Annotated in this window: 22 protein-coding genes; 8 read left to right on the top strand and 14 right to left on the bottom strand. The window is 50.8% G+C overall.

Features of this window, described 5'->3' with window-relative positions; translation table 11 throughout:
• Window positions 1-196 precede the first annotated feature (196 nt).
• Together QJT81_06620 and QJT81_06615 are read right to left on the bottom strand one after the other, a co-directional pair.
• Window positions 197-1843 carry a sulfatase-like hydrolase/transferase gene (locus tag QJT81_06620; protein ID WGZ95655.1) on the bottom strand — a complete coding sequence of 549 codons (1647 nt, stop codon included), beginning with the start codon at window positions 1841-1843 and terminating at the stop codon, window positions 197-199.
• 91 nt (window positions 1844-1934) lie between these two features.
• On the bottom strand, window positions 1935-2873 hold the full coding sequence (locus tag QJT81_06615) for a hypothetical protein (GenBank protein ID WGZ95654.1): 939 nt from the start codon (window positions 2871-2873) through the stop codon (window positions 1935-1937).
• 173 nt (window positions 2874-3046) lie between these two features.
• Between QJT81_06615 and QJT81_06610 the strand changes: the two genes are divergently transcribed.
• The 4 genes from QJT81_06610 to QJT81_06595 all read left to right on the top strand — a co-directional run bounded on the left by QJT81_06610 (window position 3047) and on the right by QJT81_06595 (window position 7926).
• A complete protein-coding gene (locus tag QJT81_06610; GenBank protein WGZ95653.1) occupies window positions 3047-3340 on the top strand; it encodes a type II toxin-antitoxin system prevent-host-death family antitoxin in 294 nt (97 codons plus the stop codon).
• A 5-nt stretch (window positions 3341-3345) separates the two neighbouring features.
• Entirely contained in the window at window positions 3346-3591 is a 246-nt protein-coding gene (locus tag QJT81_06605) for a putative toxin-antitoxin system toxin component, PIN family (GenBank protein WGZ96456.1), read from the top strand.
• A gap of 160 nt (window positions 3592-3751) precedes the next feature.
• A complete protein-coding gene (locus QJT81_06600) occupies window positions 3752-4840 on the top strand; it encodes an efflux RND transporter periplasmic adaptor subunit (protein WGZ95652.1) in 1089 nt (362 codons plus the stop codon).
• On the top strand, window positions 4837-7926 hold the full coding sequence (locus QJT81_06595; protein ID WGZ95651.1) for an efflux RND transporter permease subunit: 3090 nt from the start codon (window positions 4837-4839) through the stop codon (window positions 7924-7926). Before QJT81_06600 ends, QJT81_06595 begins: the two co-directional genes overlap by 4 nt.
• An 8-nt stretch (window positions 7927-7934) precedes the next feature.
• On the opposite strand, the gene QJT81_06590 is transcribed toward QJT81_06595, so the two are convergent.
• Together QJT81_06590 and QJT81_06585 are read right to left on the bottom strand one after the other, a co-directional pair.
• Complete coding sequence (locus QJT81_06590) at window positions 7935-8285, bottom strand: YajD family HNH nuclease (GenBank protein ID WGZ95650.1); 351 nt, start codon at window positions 8283-8285, stop codon at window positions 7935-7937.
• A 17-nt stretch (window positions 8286-8302) separates the two neighbouring features.
• Window positions 8303-9490 carry an ATP-binding protein gene (locus tag QJT81_06585; protein WGZ95649.1) on the bottom strand — a complete coding sequence of 396 codons (1188 nt, stop codon included), beginning with the start codon at window positions 9488-9490 and terminating at the stop codon, window positions 8303-8305.
• 130 nt (window positions 9491-9620) lie between these two features.
• Here QJT81_06585 and QJT81_06580 point away from each other — a divergent pair, with 130 nt between their 5' ends.
• The 3 genes from QJT81_06580 to QJT81_06570 are packed head-to-tail and all read left to right on the top strand — an operon-like array spanning window position 9621 to window position 14469.
• The gene (locus tag QJT81_06580) at window positions 9621-10259 is read left to right on the top strand and encodes a TetR family transcriptional regulator (protein WGZ95648.1); all 639 of its coding nucleotides are present in this window, start codon (window positions 9621-9623) and stop codon (window positions 10257-10259) included.
• Entirely contained in the window at window positions 10256-11332 is a 1077-nt protein-coding gene (locus tag QJT81_06575) for an efflux RND transporter periplasmic adaptor subunit (protein ID WGZ95647.1), read from the top strand. The genes QJT81_06580 and QJT81_06575 overlap by 4 nt, the downstream gene beginning before the upstream one ends.
• Window positions 11329-14469 carry an efflux RND transporter permease subunit gene (locus QJT81_06570; GenBank protein ID WGZ95646.1) on the top strand — a complete coding sequence of 1047 codons (3141 nt, stop codon included), beginning with the start codon at window positions 11329-11331 and terminating at the stop codon, window positions 14467-14469. The genes QJT81_06575 and QJT81_06570 overlap by 4 nt, the downstream gene beginning before the upstream one ends.
• Here QJT81_06570 and folK read toward each other — a convergent pair.
• The 7 genes from folK to QJT81_06535 form a co-directional block, all read right to left on the bottom strand.
• On the bottom strand, window positions 14454-14945 hold the full coding sequence (gene folK, locus QJT81_06565) for a 2-amino-4-hydroxy-6-hydroxymethyldihydropteridine diphosphokinase (protein ID WGZ95645.1): 492 nt from the start codon (window positions 14943-14945) through the stop codon (window positions 14454-14456). The genes QJT81_06570 and folK overlap by 16 nt on opposite strands.
• Entirely contained in the window at window positions 14942-16297 is a 1356-nt protein-coding gene (gene pcnB, locus QJT81_06560) for a polynucleotide adenylyltransferase PcnB (protein ID WGZ95644.1), read from the bottom strand. The genes folK and pcnB overlap by 4 nt, the downstream gene beginning before the upstream one ends.
• Before the next feature lie 89 nt (window positions 16298-16386).
• Window positions 16387-16857 carry a ribosomal protein S18-alanine N-acetyltransferase gene (gene rimI / locus QJT81_06555; GenBank protein ID WGZ95643.1) on the bottom strand — a complete coding sequence of 157 codons (471 nt, stop codon included), beginning with the start codon at window positions 16855-16857 and terminating at the stop codon, window positions 16387-16389.
• On the bottom strand, window positions 16838-17464 hold the full coding sequence (locus tag QJT81_06550) for a uracil-DNA glycosylase (GenBank protein ID WGZ95642.1): 627 nt from the start codon (window positions 17462-17464) through the stop codon (window positions 16838-16840). The genes rimI and QJT81_06550 overlap by 20 nt, the downstream gene beginning before the upstream one ends.
• 126 nt (window positions 17465-17590) lie before the next feature.
• Window positions 17591-19141: a 2-isopropylmalate synthase gene (locus QJT81_06545; GenBank protein WGZ95641.1), complete on the bottom strand. Its 1551-nt coding sequence runs from the start codon at window positions 19139-19141 to the stop codon at window positions 17591-17593.
• 116 nt (window positions 19142-19257) lie between these two features.
• Entirely contained in the window at window positions 19258-20040 is a 783-nt protein-coding gene (gene pssA, locus QJT81_06540; protein WGZ95640.1) for a CDP-diacylglycerol--serine O-phosphatidyltransferase, read from the bottom strand.
• A gap of 79 nt (window positions 20041-20119) precedes the next feature.
• Window positions 20120-20236, bottom strand: coding sequence for a DUF3149 domain-containing protein (locus QJT81_06535; GenBank protein ID WGZ95639.1), 117 nt, complete (start codon window positions 20234-20236; stop codon window positions 20120-20122).
• Between the two features lie 173 nt (window positions 20237-20409).
• Between QJT81_06535 and fnr the strand changes: the two genes are divergently transcribed.
• Window positions 20410-21162 carry a fumarate/nitrate reduction transcriptional regulator Fnr gene (gene fnr / locus QJT81_06530; GenBank protein WGZ95638.1) on the top strand — a complete coding sequence of 251 codons (753 nt, stop codon included), beginning with the start codon at window positions 20410-20412 and terminating at the stop codon, window positions 21160-21162.
• Between the two features lie 7 nt (window positions 21163-21169).
• Here the strand turns inward: fnr and hemN are convergent, their stop codons facing one another.
• The 3 genes from hemN to ccoG form a co-directional block, all read right to left on the bottom strand.
• Entirely contained in the window at window positions 21170-22555 is a 1386-nt protein-coding gene (gene hemN / locus QJT81_06525) for an oxygen-independent coproporphyrinogen III oxidase (protein ID WGZ95637.1), read from the bottom strand.
• Between the two features lie 283 nt (window positions 22556-22838).
• A complete protein-coding gene (locus QJT81_06520; protein WGZ95636.1) occupies window positions 22839-23342 on the bottom strand; it encodes a FixH family protein in 504 nt (167 codons plus the stop codon).
• Between the two features lie 12 nt (window positions 23343-23354).
• Window positions 23355-24752: a cytochrome c oxidase accessory protein CcoG gene (gene ccoG / locus QJT81_06515; GenBank protein ID WGZ95635.1), complete on the bottom strand. Its 1398-nt coding sequence runs from the start codon at window positions 24750-24752 to the stop codon at window positions 23355-23357.
• Window positions 24753-24867 lie beyond the last annotated feature (115 nt).

The raw sequence follows: 24867 nt of genomic DNA, 5'->3' as shown, positions 1-24867 counted from the left end.
GTCCGCAGCTTGGCAGGGGAAATCAGGCAACCTTGGTCTTGAGTGTAAAATTATGCTTCAGCAGCCGTGCCAATTCGCGGATATTGACGACTCCGGCTTCCTGCAATTTTTCGATCAGCTCCCAGTGTTTCGGGGTGATTTTTTGGAACAGCCTTTCAGGGGATTATTCTAGAGGAAGAGCCTTTTATAACAAACATCAATGGTTACCAAACTGGATACTTTCAGATAAAAGCTTGAAATAGAGTTCTTCCCTATCCTTGTCTGACAAGCTTCTCGCACTCTTTAAACCCGTTAATTCATCCCATATTAGCCAGGGAATCTCATAATACCTTTTCCCGGAAACATCAACTGCATGTCCATCACTGATAAAAAGTGAAATATTTTCATGCCGATCCAAACCATAGTGAATATTATTATCCAGCAATGGAGGCACATGATCACTGGTAATATAAATAATTGAGCTTGAATCAATTGCCGTTAGTTGCTTGATAAAATTAGCTACTGCTTTTGTCCGGTAGTAAAACTGGTTTGATATTCTTTTGACTCGCTCATCCTGATGATCAGAATTAATAATATCTGGTTCATCACTCAAATCACGCTCATATGGAAAGTGCCCATACATGCCTAAAGTGTAACTGACTATAGGTTGCGTAGCAGTATTCAAAGCATTCTTGATTCTGGAAAGGCTATGTTTTAGCAGCCCCGCATCTGAAACTCCTCGCTCTTTCTCCTTATCAGTAATCATACCGCTTTCAGCCAGAAACAAGACATCATCAAAACCCAGACTCTTGTAAGCCGAAACTGAATTATAGTATCCCGAACCAGTTGCTAATGTAGCAATGCTCTTATACCCATTCTGGTTCAATGCACCAACAAACCCATTCGTTTTTCCACCTTGTAGAATATTGAACTCTACACTACCTATCTTTGCAAACGCATGGATGCCAGTCAGCAACTCAAACTCTGCCTGAGCAGTAGTACCACCATACACAGGAGAGATGACATGAGAGAAGTTATTACTAGCTGATAATAAATAAGGTGTCAACTCATTCGCCAAAGGAGAACGGTTAAAGCTTATATTGAGCAAAAGTCTTGGATCAATAAAACTTTCCAAGACAACAATATGAATATTACGAGGATGCCGAACCGTATCAGGAAACAAGATTTTTTTTATATCTATATTTTTCTTGCCATACTCATCAAGAAGAGCAAAACTTTTCTTTTCTTGATAACCATAAAACATAAAGCTGGAAAATCTACCATTTTCTTTTATAGACTTTTCTTGTGACCATTCCGCATATTGATAACTAGATGCATGATAGTCAGCAAACGTATCAGATAAAAATACAAATAACACAAGAAAAACCGACAGCATCCTGAATGATACAGAATATACCATATCTTTAAATGAACAATTTTGATATGCTTTATAAAACAGCATAATAACAGGAAAGCAGATCAAAAAAACCAAGAGCAAAATCAAAAACATCAATCCAACTGAGAAATCAGAAACCATATTAATATTTTGAAAATCAGAGGGTCTGGGAGAACGACCCAAAAATCCATAGAAAACATCTACCGATAGATATAAAACAAGAATAGGTATTGTCGGAAATAAATATCGAATAATTCTATTATTTATGGTTGGAAAATAAACAATAAATAATAGAAGCAACACCAATGGGATTTCAAACTTGACCAGATCTCCCCTAACGCTACCTATGGTACTCCAATAATGGGATAGCTCGGTATACAAAGTAACTATCAGGAACACCACCAATAAATAAGTAAACGCACCTTTGAGGTAATCAATTATTGTTTTCATCTCATTCTGACTCATCATGCCCACAAACTCCGACCTTGGGTAATTCTAGCAGAAATATCCTGTTGAAAGTCTGGTGACTGGGTGTAGAAAATAACGTTGCCTTGTTGTCTCATATTACAGCACCTGCAAATGGGGAAGGGGAAATCGCGGTGGGGTGGTTGTGGGTTTCCACCTTCATCAGGATGTGGACGGGTTCATTGGTGTAGTGGTATTCGCCGGTTTTTACGTCGGTCAAAAAGCGCGTTGCCAACGGGCCTTCGATCACGGAGGCGTTGTCATGGTAGGCGGAGAGGATGCCTTCGGGCGCGTGCGCGTGGGTGTTGCGGATCATGGCAAACAGCGATTTGGGCTGTTCTTTGCCGTCGATAATCCAGTCGGCGTTGAAGATTTTGTGGCGGCAATGTTCGGAATTGGCTTGCGCGAACATCATCAATTCGACGTCGGTGGGGTTACGCTGGAGTTCGGCGTAATTTTCCGCGAGGTAGTCGATTTCATCCGCTGACAGTGCCAAGCCCCAGTCGGTGTTGGCTTTGGCGAGTGCGGCTTTGGGGTCATTGCTGATGTCCACGTAGCGCAAGGCGGCAGGTTCGGCTTCGCTGAACAGCACAACGGCATCTTGCAGGTCGGTTAGTACCATTTCGGTCATGCGGTCGTGCAACAGCGCGGCGATGGCGAGGCGCTCGGCTTCCGACAGCGCGGCAGTGGTTTGCACGTCGTAGGCAATGCCGCGTTCGATGCGTTCCACCATCGTCAAGCCGCAGTTGTGGGCGATGTCGCTGGCTTTGCTTGACCAGGGCGAAATCGTGCCTTTGCGCGGGGTGACGAGCAGCAATGTGCCGCTGAACGCGTGGCTGCCTTGCACTTCTTCGTAGGTCAGCAACGCTTGCAATTGGGCGTGTTCGTCGGGGCGCAGTTCGCGGCTGTTGCGCACGAAATGGACGTATTCGGCTTGCACAGCGGTGATCGTGGGCACGATGGCTTGCAAGGCGCTCAACAGCTTGTTGCGGCGGAATTCGGAGAGGGCAACGCTACCGGGGAAGATCAGCATGGGGGTAAACCAATGGGCAGTTCATCAAGGAGGGTATGATAGCGGAAAGTGGGGCGGGATTGTAGGCGATTGCCGTGCCAACTGCGGCGGGGTGCGTCCTCTGGCAAATTTGCTCGAAAGCCCTATTGTAGCTACAATAGCTACTATCAATACAACTCAGTGAGAAATAAACCATGCAATCCATCGGCGCACGTCAGGCCAGTAACCAGCTCGGTGCAGTGCTTGATAAAGTCTGGCAGGGTGAACCGTTCAAAATCACCCGCAATAAACGCGACACTGCCGTTATCCTGTCCATGCGGGATTTTGAAATGCTGGGTGGTGAAGCATTCCTGCTCCGCAGGCGGGCAGAAGCCATGCAGCAGGAACGCCAGCAGTTGTTGGCTTCACTGGACGCTTTGCGCACTGAAGCGGAACAAAGTGGTCTGACGGAATCCGTGCTGGAAGCGATCCTGAATGACAAGCCTTGAACGCTGTGTCTGCGACAACCACGTTTGCCGAGTTGGAGGAAGTTATCTGGCGGGAAAAGTTTGACCGCTACTTTTCAACCGAAAAACGGCAGAATTTCCTCAACAACATGCGCCGGGTGGGACTGTTCTATGAAATTGGGGAAACGGTAGAACTGTGCCGTGACAAAAAAGACAACCCGTTTCTGGATGTGGCATTAGCGGGCAAAGCAGACTGTCTGATAACAGGCGATGCTGACTTATACAAATCATGACCGCAGCACAAGCGGTATCAATAATTGAGGATGGTTAAAATCAAAATCACAACAGCCAAGCACATACACTAGGGGTATGGGACGTGAAACGCGAAACACTCGACAACTGACTGTTGGTCATTTAAGATTCGCCCTAATCAATTGACCGGCAGTCATTAACATGAACAACACTTCTGTGCTAACACCTCGTTTATTCCTCATGCTGTTGTTAGCCACCAGCCTCTCAGGTTTACCCTTGCTCACGGCACAGGCAGAAGACGCAGCCCCCGCTCCCGCAGCGAACCCGGCTCTTGCGGTCAGTGTTGCCCTCCCAACAATGCAAGACTGGAGCACCACCATTACCGCCAGCGGCGCACTCACCCCTTGGCAGGAAGCCATTATCGCCTCTGAAATCAGCGGCCTGAAAATCACCGACGTGCTAGTGGATGTCGGTGCAGAAGTCCACAAAGGGCAAGAACTCGTCAAACTATCGCAAGCTGCCGTCAAAGCCGATGTAGCGCAAGCCCAAGCCAAACTGGAAGAAGCCCGTGCCAACGCCAACCGCGCCCGTAGCCTCAAATCCAGCGGTGCATTACCTACCCAACAAATTGACCAGTACTTAACAGCGGAGGCCGTTGCCAAAGCCGCGCTTGAAGCCCAACAAATCCGCCTTGCCCAAACCCGTATCCTCGCCCCCGATGACGGCGTAATCGCCGCCCGCACCGCCACTCTCGGTGCTGTCGTGCAAACCGGCACAGAACTCTTCCGCATGGTGCGTCAGAACAAGCTCGAATGGCGAGCCGAAGTTTCCGGGCGTGACACCTCCCGCATCCAGCCGGGGCAACAGGCACACCTGACTCTCCCCGGTGGTGAAAACGTCACTGGCGAAATACGCATGGTTTCCCCCACACTCGACCCCAACACCCGCAATGCACTGGTCTACATCAGCCTACCCAGCGACAGCCCTGCCAAAGCAGGCATGTTTGCAGAAGGCGAAATTCTCACCGGTTCGGCACCAGCCATGACGTTGCCACAATCCGCTGTGATCCTGCGCGATGGCAATTACTACGTGTTTGAGGTAGGCGCAGCCAACAAAGTCACCCAGCGCCCGGTCAAAGTCGGCAGAACCACACAAGGTCAAACCGAAATCATTGACGGCGTTACGGCGACTGCCCGCGTGGTCGTGACGGGTGGTGGTTTTCTCAACGATGGTGATACTGTACAAGTGGTAGACAAACCCACTGCCACCAGCACCGGGGATAAACCATGAACGTTTCCGCTTGGTCGATCCGCAACCCGGTTCCGGCAATTCTGCTATTCGCGCTACTCAGCTTTCTGGGCGTCAAAGGTTTCAAGGCACTTGGCATCCAGAACTTCCCCGACATTGACCTGCCTACCATCATCGTCAATGCCTCGCTGGAAGGCGCTGACCCGGAACAGTTGGAAAGCGAAGTTGCCCGCAAGATCGAAAACCAGCTTGCCACCATCACTGGCGTCAAGCACATCCGCACCACGCTGACCGACAGTTCGGCAAGCATTGCCACCGAATTTGACATCGCCAAAGATACCGAAGTCGCCCTCAACGAAGTGCGCAACGCGGTGGACACCATTCGCGCCAATCTGCCCCAGCAGATGAACGACCCGATTGTATCGAAAGTCACCACGGCAGGTAGCCCGCTGATCACGTTCACAGTCGCTTCCGCCAATATGGACGAAGAAGCCCTGTCATGGTTCGTGGACAACGACATTACCCGCACCCTGATGTCCGTCAAAGGTGTAGGCAACGTCGCACGGGTGGGCGGCGTCAACCGCGAAGTTCGCATTGACCTTAACCCTGCACTCATGGCGGGACTGGGCGTTACTGCCGCCGACGTATCCAACCGTTTGGGGCAAATGCAGCAAGACGCACCGGGTGGGCGCGGTGACATTGGCGGGGGCATTCAGTCCGTGCGCACCTTAGGCCGCGTCGGCACCGCCGCAGAACTTGGTGCTATTGACATTCCACTCAGCAACGGACGTCATGTAAGACTTGATCAAATAGCCACCATCCGCGACACCATCGCTGAACGTGCCACCCATGCCCTGCTGGATGGCAAATCCGTGGTCGGCTTTCAGATCACGCGGGTACGCGGTGCCAGTGAAATTGATGTAGTGGAAGGTGTGCGGGCGGCACTTGCCACCTTCTCCACTGCCCATCCACAGGTTCAGATTGCAGAAGCCTACGACACCATCGAACGCATTCAAGCCAACTACGAAGGCTCCATGCACTTGTTGTACGAAGGTGCTGCGTTGGCAATTCTGGTGGTATTCCTATTCTTAGGCAACTGGCGGGCAACACTGGTATCGGCGGCGGCCTTACCCTTGGCGATTATCCCCACCTTCATGGCGATGCAATATTTCGGCTTCTCGCTGAATATTCTCACCCTACTGGCATTGGCGTTAGTCGTGGGGGTCTTGGTCGATGATGCCATCGTGGAAGTCGAAAACATCGAACGCCACTTGCGTATGGGCAAAACCCCCAAACAAGCCGCTATCGAAGCTGCTGATGAAATCGGTCTGGCGGTGATTGCCACCACGTTTACACTGGTTGCTGTATTTTTGCCAACGGCATTCATGGGCGGCGTACCGGGTAAATTCTTTAAATCGTTTGGAATTACTGCCGCCGTTGCCGTGTTTTTCTCACTCGCCGTCGCCCGCTTACTCACGCCAATGATGGCGGCTTATATGCTTAAACCTCACCCGGAAAAGCCGCTCAAAGATGGCTGGTTCATGCGTACTTACATGCAAGCAGCGGGATGGTGTTTAAAACACCGCATCATCACCTTGGTAGCAGCTATTGTGATTTTTGTGGCCTCGCTGCAAATTGTACCGCTATTGCCCAAAGGTTTTGTACCACCGGCGGATACCGCACTAACCTCAGTCACCCTAGAATTGCAACCGGGTAGTACGCTGGAAGAAACCTACGCGACTGCTGAACAAGCCCGCCACTTGCTGGAACCACTTGCCGATGTCAAACAAGTCTTTACCTTGGTGGGTGCATCCAGTGGCGTGAGTAGCGGCCCGATTAGTGAAGGCGGTGGTGCAGATGTGCGCAAAGCGACCTTAACACTCACCCTGACCACTCGCGAAGAACGCTCACGCAAACAAACAGAAGTGGAAGCCGAAATTCGCCAAACCCTGAAACCCTTGCCGGGAGTACGTTTCACCGTCGGTTCGGGTGGTGCGGGCGATAAGATGCAAGTGGTACTCGCCAGCGACGATGGCGACACACTGCTTACCGCCGCACGCGCTGCCGAGCGCGATTTACGCACCTTACAGGGCATCGGCAACGTCGTATCAGGAGCCAGCCTGCAACGCCCGGAAATCCACATCAAGCCCGATTACGCCCGTGCTGCCGAATTGGGCGTCAGCACAGAAACCTTGGGCAGCGTGGTGCGGGTGGCAACCAGTGGTGACTTTTCAACCCGCCTGCCGAAACTGAATTTGCCACAGCGTCAAATCCCGATCCGGGTGCAATTTGACAAAACAGTACGTGCAGACCTCGACACCATCCGCCAGTTGCGGATTCCGGGGCGCAACGGTTCCGTGCCGTTGGCAGCCGTCGCCGATATAAAGCTGGGCAGCGGCCCAGCACGGCTTGACCGCTTCGACCGGATGCGCAATGTGAGTATTGATGTGGAACTGAACGGCTTGCCGGTCGGACAAGTCACGGCAATGGTCGATAAACTGCCCAGTCTGCAAACCCTGCCCCCCGGTGTGCATCGCCAGAGTTCCGGCGATGCCGAGCGGATGGCGGAACTGTTCGGCGGTTTCGGCGGGGCAATGCTGATCGGGGTCATGCTGATTTACATCGTGCTGGTATTGCTGTTCCACGACTTTTTACAGCCGATCACGATTTTGGCGGCATTGCCTTTGTCGGTGGGCGGGGCATTCGTGGCGTTGCTGATAACTGGCATGAGTTTCTCGATGCCTGCGGTCATTGGCTTGCTGATGTTGATGGGAATCGTGACCAAAAACTCGATCTTGCTGGTGGATTATGCCGTCATGGCGCGGGAACGTGACCAAAAAGGGCGTGTCGATGCGCTACTGGATGCTTGCCACAAGCGGGCAAGACCGATTGTGATGACCACGATTGCGATGGGTGCGGGGATGATGCCGACGGCTCTAGGGTTGGCAGCAGACCCCAGCTTCCGCCAACCGATGGCCATTGTGGTGATTGGCGGATTACTGGCATCCACCTTCCTCAGTTTGCTGGTGATTCCGGTGGTGTTTACGTTTATTGATGATATTTTGGTGGGTTTCCGCAAAATAAGGGGAAAACTACACCATGCGGAAACGAAAACGTCATCATCGTAAACAGTAGCCTATTTTTTCTGCATCTTCGCTTTCAAATCGGCAAACGGGTTGTGCGTTGCTGCCGCAGGACCACTGGTTCCGGCGGAACCGCCGTGCTCGGCTTCGATTAACTTTTGATGTTCATTATCGTGGCAATACAAGCACAACAGCTCCCAGTTGCTGCCATCTGGCGGGTTATTGTCGTGGTTATGATCGCGGTGATGCACGGTCAATTCGCGCAAATTGGCGTGCGTGAATTCCCGCGCACAACGCCCACAAATCCACGGGTACAGCTTCAAGGCTTGTTCGCGGTAGCCTTTGGCGCGTTCGTCGGCATTTTTACGGGCATTCAGTACAATTTTGGCGTGGTCGGCCTTCATAGTGGATTCCTCAATTGTTAGTCGATGATTGGGCTATTGTATACAAATTTACGAGCAAGTCGTTGCCAACCAATCACCTCAACGCCACTGCGCAAGTAATTATCCGTACCGCCATGTATCAACCAAGGTGTTAACGTTGCTTCACCAGCAGCAAAAGCGGTGGAACGTTTACCGGCTTTGATGTAATCACTGGTGATGGTTTGCCCCGATTTAATTTCAACGGTTTGCAATTGGTTGCCAGACTCGAAAACCAAATCCGCCTCCACCCCGTTATTGTCGCGCCAGAAATACAAGTCGGCAGGCAAACCCGCATTGTAACGCGCTTTCAGGCATTCACTGATGACCCAGGTTTCAAATAACTCACCGCGCAAAGGGTGTAAGGCGAGGTGTTCTTCAGCACGGATGCCCAACAACCAACACGCTAATCCGGTATCAATGAAGTACAGTTTGGGCGTTTTGACCAAACGTTTGCCGAAATTGCGGTGATAAGGGGGCAGTAAATGCACCAGACCGCTGGATTCTAGCACCGACATCCACGCACGGGCGGTGGTATGGGAAATCCCGGTTTCGCTGGCTAAACCATTCAGGTTCAATAATTGCCCAGTACGTCCGGCACATAAACGCAGAAACCGTTGAAAAGTACTCAGGTCTTGCACATTAATGATTTGGCGCACGTCACGTTCAACATACGTGGCAACATAACTGGCAAACCAATCGTGTGGCTGTATGACTTGCGTATGCAACGTGGGGTAGCCCCCCGTCAGTAATAACTGATTCAGGCTAATGTCACCCTGACTGACTGCGGGTATTTCATCGGCGGTGAGCGGTAACAGACGGGTAACACCTGCTCGCCCGGCTAAAGATTGCGATACCCCTGCTAACAAACCAAACTGTTGTGAGCCAGTCAAAATGAAACGCCCCGCTTGCCGGTCATTATCCACCATGCCTTGCAAATAAGAGAATAGATCAGGCCAGCGCTGGGCTTCATCAAAGATTGCGCCGCTGGCAAATCTGGCAAGAAAACCACGCGGGTCTTCGCGGGCAAACTCACGTTCGATAGGGTCTTCCAACGTAACATAAGGCTTATCCGCAAACAGCGCACGCACCAACGTGGTTTTACCCGACTGACGCGGGCCGGTGACAGTCACGACAGGAAAGGCAGTTGCGAGTCGCCGCAGCGTGACGGCAAGGTTACGTATTAGCATTTCATACAATCTCACATCATGATCATCAAATTGTATGGATATTGAGATAACGCTGCAAGAAACAATACGCTAGACAACTGACTGTGGGTCATTTACAATCTTTACAAACAACTGACCAGCAGTCATTTATATGCAAATCCGTGCCACCAATCCCGAAGACAAAGAACAACGCCGCGAAGCCATCTTGGATGCTGCTGAACAGCAGTGGCTTGCCCAACCCGACCGCATAACGAACGTTGCTGAGATTGCCGCTGCGGCTGGTGTGGCAAAAGGCACGGTATACCTGTATTTCCGCAGCAAAGAAGAATTGTTTCTCGCCATCCATGAGCGCCATGTAACCGAGTTTTTTAACCGTGTCGCACAACGGGCATTGCAAGATACGCCGATGGTAATGGGCGATATGTTCGCCATCAAGCGCCAATTCCTGCTTGATACCCCCATTTTCCTGCCCTTAGCAACGCAATGCCACGGCATGATGGAAAAGCACATTCCTCTGGAAGTGGGTTACGCTTTTGAGGAACGCACCTATGCTCGCCTCAATACGACAGTGACCGCCTTGCAACGCCATTTCCCTTTGATCAACCAAGCACTGATGCTGCAAAGCTACGCACTCATTCTGGGATTATGGCAACTGCTACGCCCTACCCCGCTCAAAGAATTGATGAAAGAACGTTCACTGATCTGTGCCTGCACCAACGATTACCTGCTCATGCTGGAAAATGCTTTGACTGCGTTATGGCGCGGCGCACTGACCCCGGAGAATCCATGAAGCACTCAGCTTTTCTTCCCTTACTACTGTTACTGGCACTCAGCGCCTGTCAAGAGCCAGAAACACCCACAACCGTCATCCGCCCCGCACAAGTTTGGACAGTCAGCGACCAAGCCACTCGTAACAGCGCAACCTATTCCGGCGAAACCCAAGCGCGGGTAGCCGCCGATCTCGCCTTCCGCGTCGGTGGCAAAGTGATGGCACGTAACGTCGAGGTCGGCGATGCGGTTACCGCAGGGCAAGTGCTTGCCAGCCTTGATACGACTGACTTAAACCTGAACACAAGCAGTGCTCGTGCCAATCTGACCGCCGCTGAAGCCGATTTCACCAACGCCAAAACCGAACTCGCACGGGTCGCCGAATTACGTCGCAAGCAATTCATCGGGCAATCTGCATTAGATAACGCCCAAGCTGCCCATGATGCCGCCGCTGCCAAAGTAGCTGCTGCCAAAGCCCAACTCAAACTGAGCGGCAACCAAGCAGGTTACACCGAATTACGCGCCGCACAAGCAGGCGTTATCACGCAAGTCAACATCGAAGTGGGGCAAGTGGTTGCGGCCGGGACACCGGTTGCCCGCATTGCTTACGCAGGTGAACGTGAAGTCCACATCCGTGTCGGCGAAACCACCGTACAAACCCTGCAAACAGGTGCACTCACTGACATCAAACTCTGGTCACAACCCAACACTGTCTTTCAGGGCAAAGTCCGCGAAGTATCACCCACGACCGACACTACCCGCAGCTTTCTGGTCAAAATCAGCTTGTTGAACCCGCCACCCGATTTACGTCTAGGCGTAACAGCAGATGTCAGCCTCGCCAACATTCACACCAACGACGACCGCTGGTTGCCCGCTTCGGCACTGTTCCAACAAGGCCAGCAAACCGCCGTGTGGGTAGTGAATACCGACAACCAAGTGCAATTGCAGCCCGTCACCGTAACTGCTTTTCACGAAACAGGCGTTACCGTGACAGGCTTACCAGCAGGCACAAAAATCATTGCTGCCGGAGTCCACAAACTGAGCAATGGGCAAATCATCAACCCCATCCCGTATGATGGCAAGGCGGGCGCATGAGCAGCTTCAACCTGTCAGAATGGGCGCTACGCCACCGCAATTTTGTGCTGTATTTGATGATCCTGACCCTAGGCTTGGGTATTTTCGGCTACAACAAATTAGGGCAATCGGAAGACCCGCCCTTCACCTTTAAAGTCATGCTGGTGCAAGCGTATTGGGCGGGTGCTACCGCGCAGGAAATGGAATCGCAAGTCACCGAGCGCATCGAAAAAACCATTTTGGAAACGGATTATATTGATGTCGTGCGCAGCTTTTCGCGCCCCGGTGAAGCCAATATTTTCGTCATAGCCAAAGACGATGCGCCTTCTGCTGCCATGCCCGGTATGTTTTATGACATTCGTAAGCGTGTCGGGGATATGCGCCATACCCTGCCGCAAGGGGTGGTTGGCCCCACCTTCAACGACGAATTCGGCGAAACCTACGGTAATATTTTTGCGCTGACGGGGGATGGCTTCAACTTCGCCCAATTGCGTGATGCCGCTGATAATATCCGCAAAGAACTATTACTGGTCAAAGATGTCGCCAAAATCCTCAGCATTGGTGAGCAAGAGGAACGTGTCACCATCGAACTTTCCAACAGCAAGCTGGCGAACCTCGGTTTCAGCGTCCAACAATTAGTGGACGTATTGCAGGCACAAAATACCATCACCGCAGTGGGTGCATATAACACGGATAACGACCGGATTTACGTGCGTCCCGAAGGGGCTTTCAGCAAGCTGGAAGACATCCGCAACCTGCCAATCAATCTAGGCAACCGCACCTTGCGCCTCCGCGAAGTCGCCGAGGTAAAACGTGGCTATGCCGACCCACCACACTCCACGTTCCGCTATCAGGGGCAAGCAGCCTTGGGGATTGGCGTGTCGATGCGCAAAGGCGGCGATATTATTGCGCTGGGCAAATCCTTGGATACCGCATTGGTACGCATCGAGAGCCAGCTCCCCATCGGCATGGAATTACACCGCGTCAATGACCAGCCTTCCGCCGTCAAACGCTCCATCAATGAATTCCTGCAAGTGGTGGCTGAAGCCATCATCATCGTGTTGGCGGTGAGTTTTATCAGCTTGGGAATGCGGGCGGGAACAGTGGTCGCACTCTCCATTCCGCTGGTATTGGCGGGGACGTTTTTCATGATGCACCTGTTCGGTATTGGTTTGCACAAGATTTCATTAGGCTCCTTGGTGCTGGCGCTGGGGCTATTGGTGGACGATGCCATTATCGCGATTGAAATGATGGTGGTGAAAATGGAAGACGGCTGGGATCGGGTCAAAGCCGCCAGTTTCGCCTACACCACCACCGCGATCCCCATGCTGACGGGAACACTGGTGACAGCAGCCGGTTTTTTGCCGATTGCGACGGCGCAATCGTCGGTCGGTGAGTTTACCCGCTCCATCTTTCAGGTGGTGACGATTGCATTGGTCATTTCGTGGTTTGCGGCAGTCATTGTCATCCCGTATTTGGGCTACAAATTATTGCCGGATCATGTGCCACATGACCCTAGCACCAAAAAAACGGGCGTGATGGGGCGGCTGCTCAAACCTTTGCTTGATGCCCAACACCATCTTGCCGAAGGATTTTACCGCTGGTTTCGGGGGTTGATTCGTGCTTGCGTGCAATACCCACTGACCGTCATCGTCCTGACGGTGGCGACGTTCGCCGGATCTATTTTCATGTTCCAATTTGTGCAACAGCAGTTTTTCCCGGACGCCACCCGCTTGGAATTGATCGTTGACCTGAAGTTACCTGAAGGTTCGTCGTTAGACGCCACCCAAGCAGAAGTGGATAAACTGGAAACCTACTTAAATACTCAGCAAGCGCACGTCGAGAATTTTGTGGCGTATGTCGGCAACGGTTCACCGCGCTTTTACTTGCCGCTGGATCAGCAATTACCTGCCGCCAGCTTTGCACAGTTCGTGATTACTACCAAGAGTATTGCCGATCGTGAAACCTTGCGCGGTCAGTTGATCGAGTTACTGGACAATAGTGGGCAATTTGCCCATGCGCGTGGGCGGGTGATTCGCTTGGAAAATGGCCCGCCTGTCGGCTATCCGGTGCAATTCCGCGTTTCGGGTGACGATTTGTGGACATTGCGTGACCTCGGCGAACAAGTCGCTAATGTGATGCGTGCCAACCCGCATCTGGTGAATGTGCATCTGGACTGGAACGAACGCAACAAAGCGATTCGCCTCAAACTGGATACCGCAAAAGCCATCAGCCTCGGTGTCACCCAATCCGCCCTGTCGCAAGTGTTACAAAGCACTTTGAGCGGCACGCCGATTGGCGAATTCCGTGAACACGACCAAACCATTCCCATCTTGCTGCGCGGTGTCGAGGGTGAACGTGACATGATTTCGCGGCTGGCTGGCTTGAATGTACCGACATCCACCGGCAAAACAGTGCCGTTGTCGCAACTGGCAAGTATCGACTACGTACAAGAAGAAGGTATTTTGTGGCATCGCAACCGTACCCGCACCATCACAGTACGCGGCGATATTTACAGCAGAATTCAAGCACCGACCGTGACCGCAGAAGTCGAAACCCGCTTGCCAGAAATACGAGCCAAACTCCCGTTAGGTTACAAGTTGGAAACCGGCGGGGCAGTGGAAGAAAGTGCTAAGGGCAATGAATCCATTGGTGCAGGCTTCCCGCTGTTCATCGTGGTGGTACTGACTTTGCTCATGATTCAGTTGCAAAGTTTTCAGCGCGTGATCATGGTAGTGCTAACCGCTCCCTTTGGGTTAATTGGAGTTTCATTGTTCCTATTGCTGTTTAACCGCCCGTTTGGCTTTGTCGCCATGTTGGGAACCATTGCACTTTCCGGCATGATCATGCGCAATTCGGTGATTCTTTTGGATCAGATTGAACGCAATATTGACGAAGGGCAAGTCCCACGTGAGGCAGTGATTGAAGCCGCAGTACGGCGTTTTCGCCCCATTATGCTCACCGCATTGGCAGCGATTTTGGCAATGATCCCGCTATCGAAAAGCGTATTCTTTGGGCCAATGGCAATTGCGATCATGGGCGGCTTACTGGTAGCAACGCTGTTGACCCTGCTGTTTTTACCAGCGTTATACACCGTGTGGTTCAAAATGACGCAAGGACACCAAGCATTTACGCACGTCGTTCAACCCAGCGGCTGAAGATCATCACATGCCAAGGCCGCGAGGCAATCTTGCAACTTACGCCCGTCAGGAAACACCTGATGCGGTGCAAGATCAGCCAAGGGTAATAGCACAAAGGAACGTTCACAAATACCGGGATGCGGTACGTGCAAATCGGCAGTCGCAATCACAGCATCACCGTAAAGCAGCAAATCGAGATCCAAAGTTCGCGCACCCCAGCGCTGGCTGGCATCGCGCACCCGCCCATGCGCCCGTTCCACCGTAAAGAGGATTTGCAGCAAATCATGTGCAGCAAAGCGGGTTTGGATACCAACCACCGCGTTCACATAATCCGGTTGGTCTTGCGGCCCCATCGGTTTGCTCACATAAAAGCGGGATACGCCCCGCAACTCAATGCCCTCAACACCGGACAGTTGCGCAATGGCAGAATGCAGATTGGCAGTGGGATTACCTAAATTACTGCCTAAACCAATATAGCAAAGCACTGGCTTCATGATGCTGGCGTATGCGCCGCTTTGGTAACAATGCCCGGTTTGCGACGCTTTTTCCGACGGCGCAAACTGCCTTTTACCGCTGCCCCCTTGCACATCACCTCACGCTCTTCGGGCGTTGCCGTTTGGAATGCTGTCCACCATTCGGCTTCATCTTTCACAGGCTCACCCGCTTCGGCACGCAAGCACAGAAAATCATAAGCGGCACGGAAGCGTGGATTGGTCAGTAAAAGATTCGCACGCCGCAAATCACGGTAACGAAAACGTGACTGCAATAACCAAATTTCACGGGTAATGTTACTGAAACGGCGCGGTACAGCAGTGAAATCCACCTGATCCTGCAAAGCATCGGTTGCGGCTTGGGTCATCGCTTGCAGTTCCGGCATTCCTTTTCTCTGTAACTCTTCAGCCACTACCGATACTTCATGCCACAACAACACCGCATAGAGAAATCCAGGCATCACGGATTTGCCTTCGACTAGGCGCTGATCGGTATTGCGCAACGATAGCTCAATCATTCGCGCAAAGTTGCCCGTATCATCATCCTCAAGGCTTTCGTAAGTTAAGGGCAGTAAATATTGCAGAAGCTCGTATTCACCCAATAACTGAAAGGTATTCCAGCCATGACCACTGTGCAATAACTTAATAATTTCATCGAATAAACGTGCGGAGGAAACGCCTTCGAGCAAAATACCCATCGGGCGCATACAAGCTAAGGTAGCCGGTTCAATTTCAAACCCTAATTTCGCCGCGAAACGAATCGCACGCAGCAAACGCACCGGATCTTCACGGAAACGCTGCTCCGGGTCGCCTAACAAGCGGATTTTGCCATGGCGCAGGTCGTCTAAACCACCGACAAAATCCAACAACTCATCGCTGATCGGGTCGTAAAATAACGCATTAATGCTGAAGTCGCGCCGCCACACGTCTTCTTCCAACGTGCCATAGACATTATCGTTGATGATACGCCCTGCATCATTGACCTTACCGCCATCCTCACTGTCATCATGCGGGGCGCGGAAAGTAGCGACTTCCAAATAATCACGCCCATAGTAAATATGCGCTAAACGGAAACGCCGCCCAATCAAACGGCAGGAATTGAATAAGCGCCGGATTTCTTCAGGATGTGCACTGGTCGCAATATCAAAATCTTTCGGCACTAAACCCAGCAATAAATCGCGGACACAACCACCAACCAGATAGGCTTCGTAGCCCGCTTTTTGTAAGCGCCGAATCACATCTTTAGCACGCCCACAGACCTTATCAGCGGGGATATGATGCACGGCAGGCGGCACGTGCGTAGCATCGACTGGATTCAGCATTGCCACTGACCCTGAAAATTCCGTTTTACCCACACTTTTGTTTAAGCTCCTGCCATAAAAGTGGCAATAATACTACTACAAGGCGGCAATACCTACCCTATCCGCCACTTTTTTACAACACCCTAGAACAGGGTTTTTGCCATTACCAACGCATCTTCGCGCCCAAATTCGGTTGGGTAATACCCTTTGCGCACCCCGACCTCATTAAACCCTGCGTTCACATACAAGCGGATCGCGGAAAAATTCGACTGGCGCACTTCCAAAAAACAGGTTTCTGCGTTAGCCGCCCGCGCAACACGTTCCAGCGTTTTCAACAAGCGACTACCGAAACCTTGACCCTGTAATTCAGGCGCAATGCAAATATTTAACAAGTGCATTTCATCCAACACAAACATCAGCATCGCGTAGCCTAACAACTCACTATCCTGTTCATAAATCCAGCCAGAATAGCCGTGTTTAAGGCAATCGCTGAAAATCGCTGGTGTCCAAGGAAAGGGATAAGCACGATTTTCCAGCGTCATCACTCTCCCTAAATCATCCAGTGTCATCGGGCGCAGCGGTAAAAAATCAGTCTCAGTGTGGTGACTGGGCATGGCGGGCAAACACCTCACGGGCAAACAATAAATCCTGCCATGCTTTACGCTTATCAGACGGTTGGCGTAGCAAGTAAGCTGGGTGATAAGTGACCACTACAGGCGTACCACTAACGGGAGCACGGTGTTCTTGCCCACGCAAGCGTGCTAATGGCGCAGTGGTTTGTAACAGGTTTTGTGCAGCAATACGCCCCACTACCAAAATCAGCGTGGGATTGACCAACGCAATTTGCCGTTCCAAATAACCCCGGCAATTCGCAGCTTCATCGACTTGCGGGTCACGATTATTAGGCGGTCGGCATTTGAGGACATTAGCGATGTAAACGGTTTCTCGCGGCATTCCAATCGCTAACAACATATTATTGAGCAACTGACCCGCCTTCCCCACAAAGGGTTCGCCCTGACGATCCTCCTCCGCACCGGGCGCTTCGCCGATAACCATCCACGCAGCTTGTTGATTACCTGTGCCAAACACCGTTTGGGTGCGGGTTTTACTGATGGCACAACGGGTGCAAGCTTGCACCGCTGTGCGGAGGTCTTGCCATGAGAGGGTGGAGAAATCGGATGCGACAGGAAGCGGAGAACTTGGAACAACGGGAAGGAGCATCTCTACTCCCCCCTTTGAAAAAGGGGGGGCGGGGGGGATTTCTTCCTCTACACTTGCTTTCGGCATCCACACCGGAATTCCCATTGCCTGCATGTAGCGCTTGCGTACCTGCAAATCCACCCGTGTTTACACTCCCTGATGGTGCTGCGGGTGTTCGCGCAGTGCCTGGCTGGCCAGTTTGTTCCACGCATCCACATAGGCTTTAGCGGAAGCGATCACGATGTCAGTATCCGCACCATGCCCGTGGATAATACGCCCGTCTTTATCCAGACGTACCGTAACCTCGCCTTGCGCATCCGTACCACTGGTAATGTTATTGACGGAATACAATGCCAGTGTCGCGGTTTCACCGACAATGCTTTCGATGGCTTTGTACACCGCATCGACCGGCCCACCGCCAATAGCCCTGGCGGTTTGTTCCTTACCATGGGCTTTCAGGGCCACTTTTGCATCCGGGGCTTTGCCGGTGGTGGAACAAACATTCAACGCCAGCAACTCATACGCGACATCTTCTTGCGCAGAACGCGCATCCATCATCAACACCATCAAGTCTTCGTCGAAGATGTCGTGTTTGCGATCTGCCAAATCTTTAAAGCGCGAAAATGCAGCATTGAGTTCTTCTTCAGACGTCAATTCGATGTTGAGTTCTTGCAAACGGGTCTTGAACGCATTGCGCCCGGAATGCTTGCCCAGCACGATTTTATTGTCGCTCCAGCCCACATCCTGCGCTCGCATGATTTCGTAGGTTTCGCGGTGCTTCAAGACGCCATCCTGATGGATGCCAGACTCGTGGGCAAACGCATTCGCGCCGACGATGGCCTTGTTTGGCTGTACCGGGAAGCCGGTAACGCTAGACACCAGACGTGACGTTGGCACGATGTGGGTCGCATCAATACAGGTTTCGACCGGGAATACGTCGGGGCGCACGCGAATCGCCATCACCACTTCTTCCAACGAAGCATTACCGGCGCGTTCACCCAAACCGTTGATAGTACACTCCACCTGACGTGCGCCTTGCATCACCGCAGCCAAAGAATTACCGACCGCCAAGCCAAGGTCATTGTGGCAGTGTACCGAGAAAACGGCTTTATCAGCATTGGGAATATGTGCAATCAAGCGCCCGACCATATCACCAAACACAGCCGGAATCTGGTAGCCAACCGTGTCGGGAATGTTGATGGTACGCGCCCCCGCTGTAATCGCGGCTTCGATCACCCGGCACAGAAAATCGAATTCAGAACGCCCCGCATCTTCGCACGAAAACTCGACATCATCGGTGTAATTCCGCGCCCGTTTCACCGCAAACACGGCTTGCTCAACGACTTGATCCGGCGTCATGCGCAGTTTGTTCTGCATGTGGATCGGTGAGGTCGCAATAAACGTATGAATACGCCCGGAATTGGCAGGCTTAATGGCTTCGGCGGCACGGTCAATATCTTTTTCCAAGGCACGCGCAAGGCCGCAAATGGTGCTGTCCTTAACAAGGCTGGCAATCGCTTTCACTGACTCAAAATCGCCGGGGCTGGCAATCGGAAAACCGCCTTCGATAACATCCACGCGCATTTTTTCCAGCATCAAGGCAATGCGGATTTTCTCTTCTTGCGTCATGGATGCGCCTGGACTTTGCTCACCATCGCGCAATGTGGTATCAAAAATAATCAAACGGTCTTTAGACATGTTCCTGCTCCTAAACACGGCTGCGCACTGGTTTATTGAGCAACCGAAGTATCAATCTGAAAGTGGATGTAATAATAGCGCGTGTTGCCCCGCAGGGCGTAAGAATTTACTCCACTTCAAGCATCAACACCCTTTTTACGCCGCTGGAACTTACGCCACCGCCGCCCCCCCCACAGTAACGGCCCTGACAGGGCATACAATAAAAATACCCCAAACAATACTTTAGGCGGATCAATCGTCGTCAACGCAAATACCAGCACGACCGCCAGTACCACCACAAACGGCACGCGATTACGCAGGTCAAAATCTTTAAAGCTGTAAAAACTGATATTGCTAACCATCAACAAGCCGACGGATAACGTCAACAATAAGGCAGGAATCTGTAAGTTACGCCCCGTCACGTCCAGATCATGGAATACCCAAACCATCCCCACCATAACTGCTGCTGCGGCTGGACTCGGCAACCCCACGAAAAAGCGCTTATCGACCTTACCAATTTGTGTATTGAACCGAGCCAAACGTAGCGCTGCACACGCCACGTAAACAAAAGCAGCTAACCAACCAGCCTTTCCCCATGCTGTGCCCGAAGCCTGTAAATGCACCAGCGCCCACTGATACATAACTAAACCCGGTGCAACGCCAAAAGAAATCAGATCAGCCAAACTGTCATATTGCGCTCCGAATTCGGTTTGGGTATTGGTCATGCGGGCAACCCGCCCATCCAACCCATCCAAAATCATGGCAATAAAAACCGCCACCGCTGCTGCTTCAAACTTGCCCTGCATCGCAGCCACTACGGCATAAAAACCACCGAACATAGCGCCGGTGGTCAACAAATTGGGCAGTAAATAAATGCCCCTACTGGGCGAGGATTTTACGTTTAGTTGTCGCTCTTCCACTGAAATGTCCCGTTTAACTGCTATAGATGCATAGTAGCTAGCATTGTGCCACAGTGGAATGCGTTCCTGTTACAACAACTTATTCACCCGACTTTTTGATGAACACCCAACCCAAGTAGCCCATCATCACCAACATGAATAGAATCACGATAATGGTTAGCACACCCATCCAGCTTCCAAACAATAGCTCAATCATGGCAACCTATTCTCCTACACTAATGGTAATAAACGTGTACAATCCGAAGTTTAGGTGAATACGCTCGCATTGTTTTGATTTACATCAAAAAAACATGAGGTTAGATGGAATTGAGAGCCCCATCACACAAAAACCTGACAATCCTTAAATATCATCACAGCTTGGGATGACGCATGAAGACAATTGCTTTACACAGCGCCAAAAAATCAGCCGTTTCTTGCCATAATTGCAGCCTAAGTGAACTCTGCTTGCCACGTGGCCTTAATCGTGATGAGTTGGAGTTATTGGAAAATGCCATTAATAAAACGGTCAAAATTAAGAAAAAAGACTACTTGTTCCACCGCGATGACCAACAACAATCTATCTATGCCGTCAAAGCAGGTGCGATCAAAACGTCATTATCAACGCCTGATGGCGAGGAACAGATTCTAGGTTTTTACCTACCCGGTGACTTGCTAGGGTTTGATGCCTTTGCCCGCGACCGCCACACCTGTGATGCGCAAGCCTTAGACGACACCCTCGTCTGCGAGCTTAGCATGGATAATTTCCAAGAGCTGTGCGGCAAATTACCCATTATGCGCGGGCAAATGATGCGCCAAATTGGCTCAGAACTGGAACGTGAACAGATGTTGCTGCTGACACTGGGGCAAATGCGTACCGAAGAACGCCTTGCTACGTTTCTGTCCAGCTTGTCGGAACGCAATAAAGATCGCGGTTTTTCCAGCAATGAATTCAACCTGCCGATGGCGCGTCACGATCTTGCCAACTACCTTGGTATGGCAGTGGAAACGCTGAGCCGCATGTTTTCACGCTTACAGGAAGAAAAAATCATCGCAGTGCAACATCGCTTAGTCAAAATCGAAGACATGAGCCGCCTCAAACAGTTGGCACATCACACCTGCCGCCCCGCAGGTGATGCACTGTAAGCGACGCTTAAATCACCCGTGAGAAACGTTGTTGCACACTTTGTTTGCGCAAGCTGACATCAAACACCATACAAATATTGCGGATGAGAAAGCGCCCACGCGGTGTAACATCTAAACCGGTATCCGTAAATTGCAACAATTGGTCGCTCACCATTGGCTGCAATAACTCCAGTTCACGGCTGAAATACGTTGCAAACACCAGATTAAAAAGCCGTTCAACTTGAGTAAAATTCAGCGTAAAGTGGCAGGCCAATTGCTGGATAATATAACGACGCAACACATCATCATCGTCCAGCGTCAAGCCCTTGATCACGGGCAAATGCCCTGCATCAATGGCAGCGTAGTACTCTTCTAAGGTCTTCGCATTCTGGCTATAACATTCCGCCACACTGCTAATGGAACTCACGCCCATTGCCACCAAATCACAATCAGCGTGGGTGGTATAGCCCTGGAAATTACGGTGTAACGTTCCCTGGCGCTGGGCAATTGCTAATTCATCATCGGGTTTGGCGAAATGATCCATTCCAATGTATTCGTAACCTGCTGCGGTTAAATGCTCCACCGCCAACTGCATGATTTGCAATTTGGTTTCAGGGGATGGCAAATCCGCCTCATTGATGCGCCGCTGCGGTTTAAACAAGTTTGGCATGTGTGCATAGTTAAACACTGAAATGCGATCCGGTGACATTTCAATGATGGTATCCAGTGTTTGGCGGAAACTTTCAACGGTTTGAAACGGTAAACCGTAAATCAAATCCACGCTGATAGATTTTGCACCATAAGCGCGACAGGCATCAATAATTGCCAAGGTTTGCGCAATGGGCTGAATGCGGTTAACGGCAACTTGCACACGCTCATCCACATCCTGCACACCGAGGCTGAAGCGATTGAAACCAATCTCACGTAACAGGCCAATGGTCTCAGCCGTCACCGAACGCGGGTCAATCTCAATGGAATAATCCCCCTCATCGGTGATGTGCAAGGAAAAATGCTCACGGGTTTTATCCATCAACGCCCGCATTTCATCATGGTTGAGAAAGGTTGGCGTACCGCCCCCCCAATGCAGTTGCTCCACCATGCGGTCACGATCATACAGCTTGGCTTGCATCTCAATTTCACGGAACAGGTATTGCAGATAGGTTTCAGCTTTGGAATGATCTTTGGTCACAATCTTGTTGCAAGCACAGTAAAAACACACCGTATCGCAAAATGGCACATGAAAATACAAGGACAAGGGCAACGGGATGGGGTCTTCATTGCTCAAGTAAGCATGAGCCTTGTATTCGTCTTCGGTAAAAGGCCCAAACGCGACCGCTGTCGGATAAGACGTATAACGCGGCCCCGCCGTGTCATAACGACGTATCAAATCTGCATCGAATTGAATTGCACTCATACCAACCTCTTTTTTAACCCAAAGCCAAGCGGGTACATAATCGCTGCATCTACCCTGCCATGACAAGCGCTTGAAACAAAACATTAAACTTAATTGACCTGTATCAAGAAACCGAAAGCGGGTGCATTGTAAACCCTACAGAAAACAGGTGTAATCATTTCCGAAGATTGCTGATGTCGATGTTTCGTTACCTCCTCTGAATCAGTAATCTTCAACGCTCTACATACCCTAAAGCACTTAGGCTCTCCTTCGGGAGAGCTTTTTTTCGTTCTAGCCTTTACGTTTATTGAGCCGGTTGTAGCATCAATGTTGTCACCTCTGCTGTTGGCATAACCCCCTCCAGCCGCCAACGCTCATCTAATGGCAACAAATGCACATGCCATTTCCCCGCCGCTAACGCTTGAATCTCACCTGCCCACATTCCCGTCCCTGCATAATTCAGCGTGACTGACTGATCACGATCGGGGATGGTGGCATGAAACAACTTCAACACCAAAGGCTGTTGGGACTGCACCTCCGAGTGATCCAACAACAAACGTACCGCCGTACCATTTAACGCAAGATTTCCCTGCAACCCCAAAGCGGAGGCTTGCTGGCCTTTTGCCAACGAATGATTAATCGCCTTGCCCACTTTGTAATAATCATCCACCACTAAACCACTGCTACCACTGGCTGCTAACGAGTAAGTATACAAACCCGCAACCACTGCCGTGGCAGGCATCACCATCAATAGCCAAGGCCAAGGCTGTTTGTACCATGGCGTAGTGTCTTTCGCATCAACATACATGCTGCGTACCTCTTACTTGTTAGGGCCTAAAAAACGGGCTTTCTGCGTTTGTGCGACTGACGGATCATCTTTAGCCTCAATATGGAACATAATCTCCTGACTACGATCTGTCATATTGTCAGGGTTTGCTATCACCTTAATCGGTACTTCTGCCACTTTGCCAGAGCCGACATGCAGATTATCCACCCCTTGCAACCTAATACCCTCGATACCGGCAATACTCACACTGTATTGATGTTCCCTTTCATCCATATTCATGATTTTCAGGGTGTAAATATTCTCGATATTGCCATCGCCCGTATCTCGGAACAGCGCATTACGGTCACGAATAATATCCAATTCCAACGGTACTCGTTGCATCACCGAATACAGCAAGGCACTGCTAATCGCCAGCAATAACCCTGCATAAATAAAGGTGCGCCCCCGCAAGATATGCGTTTTGCCACCTTGTAAAGCGTGCTCGGTGGTATAGCGTACTAAACCACGTGGGTAACCCATTTTATCCATGATGCTATCACAAGCATCAATACAGGCAGCACAACCGATACACTCGTATTGCAAGCCATTACGAATGTCGATTCCCGTCGGGCAAACTTGCACACACAAAGTACAATCCACGCAATCACCTTTATCCGTAGGCTTTTCTGCCCCACGTTTGCGCGAACCGCGTGGTTCTCCACGAGCCTCATCATACGAAATGATCAGCGTGTCTTTATCAAACATCGCGCTTTGGAAACGTGCATACGGACACATGTACAGGCAAATCTGTTCGCGCAAAAAACCCGCATTTCCGTAAGTTGCCAAGCCATAAAATAAAACCCAGAATAATGCCCAGCCACCGATAATACCGCTGCTAAGCTCAAACCACAGGGTTTCGACGGGCACAAAGAAACCCACAAAGGTAAAGCCTGTCCACAGTGAGAAAAACAGCCATAGTACGTGTTTAATCACTTTTTTACCGATTTTGACGCGATCCCACGGTGCATTATCCAGTTTGACTTGCTGCGGACGGTCGCCTTCCACCCATTGCTCAATCCAAATGAAGACTTCGCTCCAAACGGTTTGCGGGCAGGCATACCCACACCAAACCCTACCCGCCAACGCCGTAACAAAGAACAGTAATAATGCGGCCAAAATCAAAATGACTGCCAAATAGAAAAAATCTTGCGGCCAAAAAGTCATACCAAACAAATGAAATTTACGCGCAGGCAGGTCAAACAGCACCAATTGCTGATCATTCCACTTTAACCACGGCAGTAAATAAAACAGCCCCAATAATCCCCACACCGAAAACTTACGCAGGGTCGTAAAAACCCCTTTAGTTTGACGCGGGTAAATTTTCTGGTGCTGTTTATAGAAACCACTATTTTGATTTTTACTGGATGATGAATTCGTAGAATGTTCAGACATATCAATATCCTTTAGCCTGAATGAGTAACAAGGCTCGTAAGCTAACACGCAACATAACGGATTTATTTGATAAAAAGCGGATTGGAAAACAGATTATTGTTTTACGAACCACTTT

Origin of the sequence: Candidatus Thiothrix putei, from assembly GCA_029972225.1 — a bacterium.
Classification (GTDB): Bacteria; Pseudomonadota; Gammaproteobacteria; order Thiotrichales; family Thiotrichaceae; genus Thiothrix; species Thiothrix putei.
The sequence above is the reverse complement of the archived record's forward strand: the minus strand, read 5'-3'. Positions and strand labels throughout refer to the sequence as shown.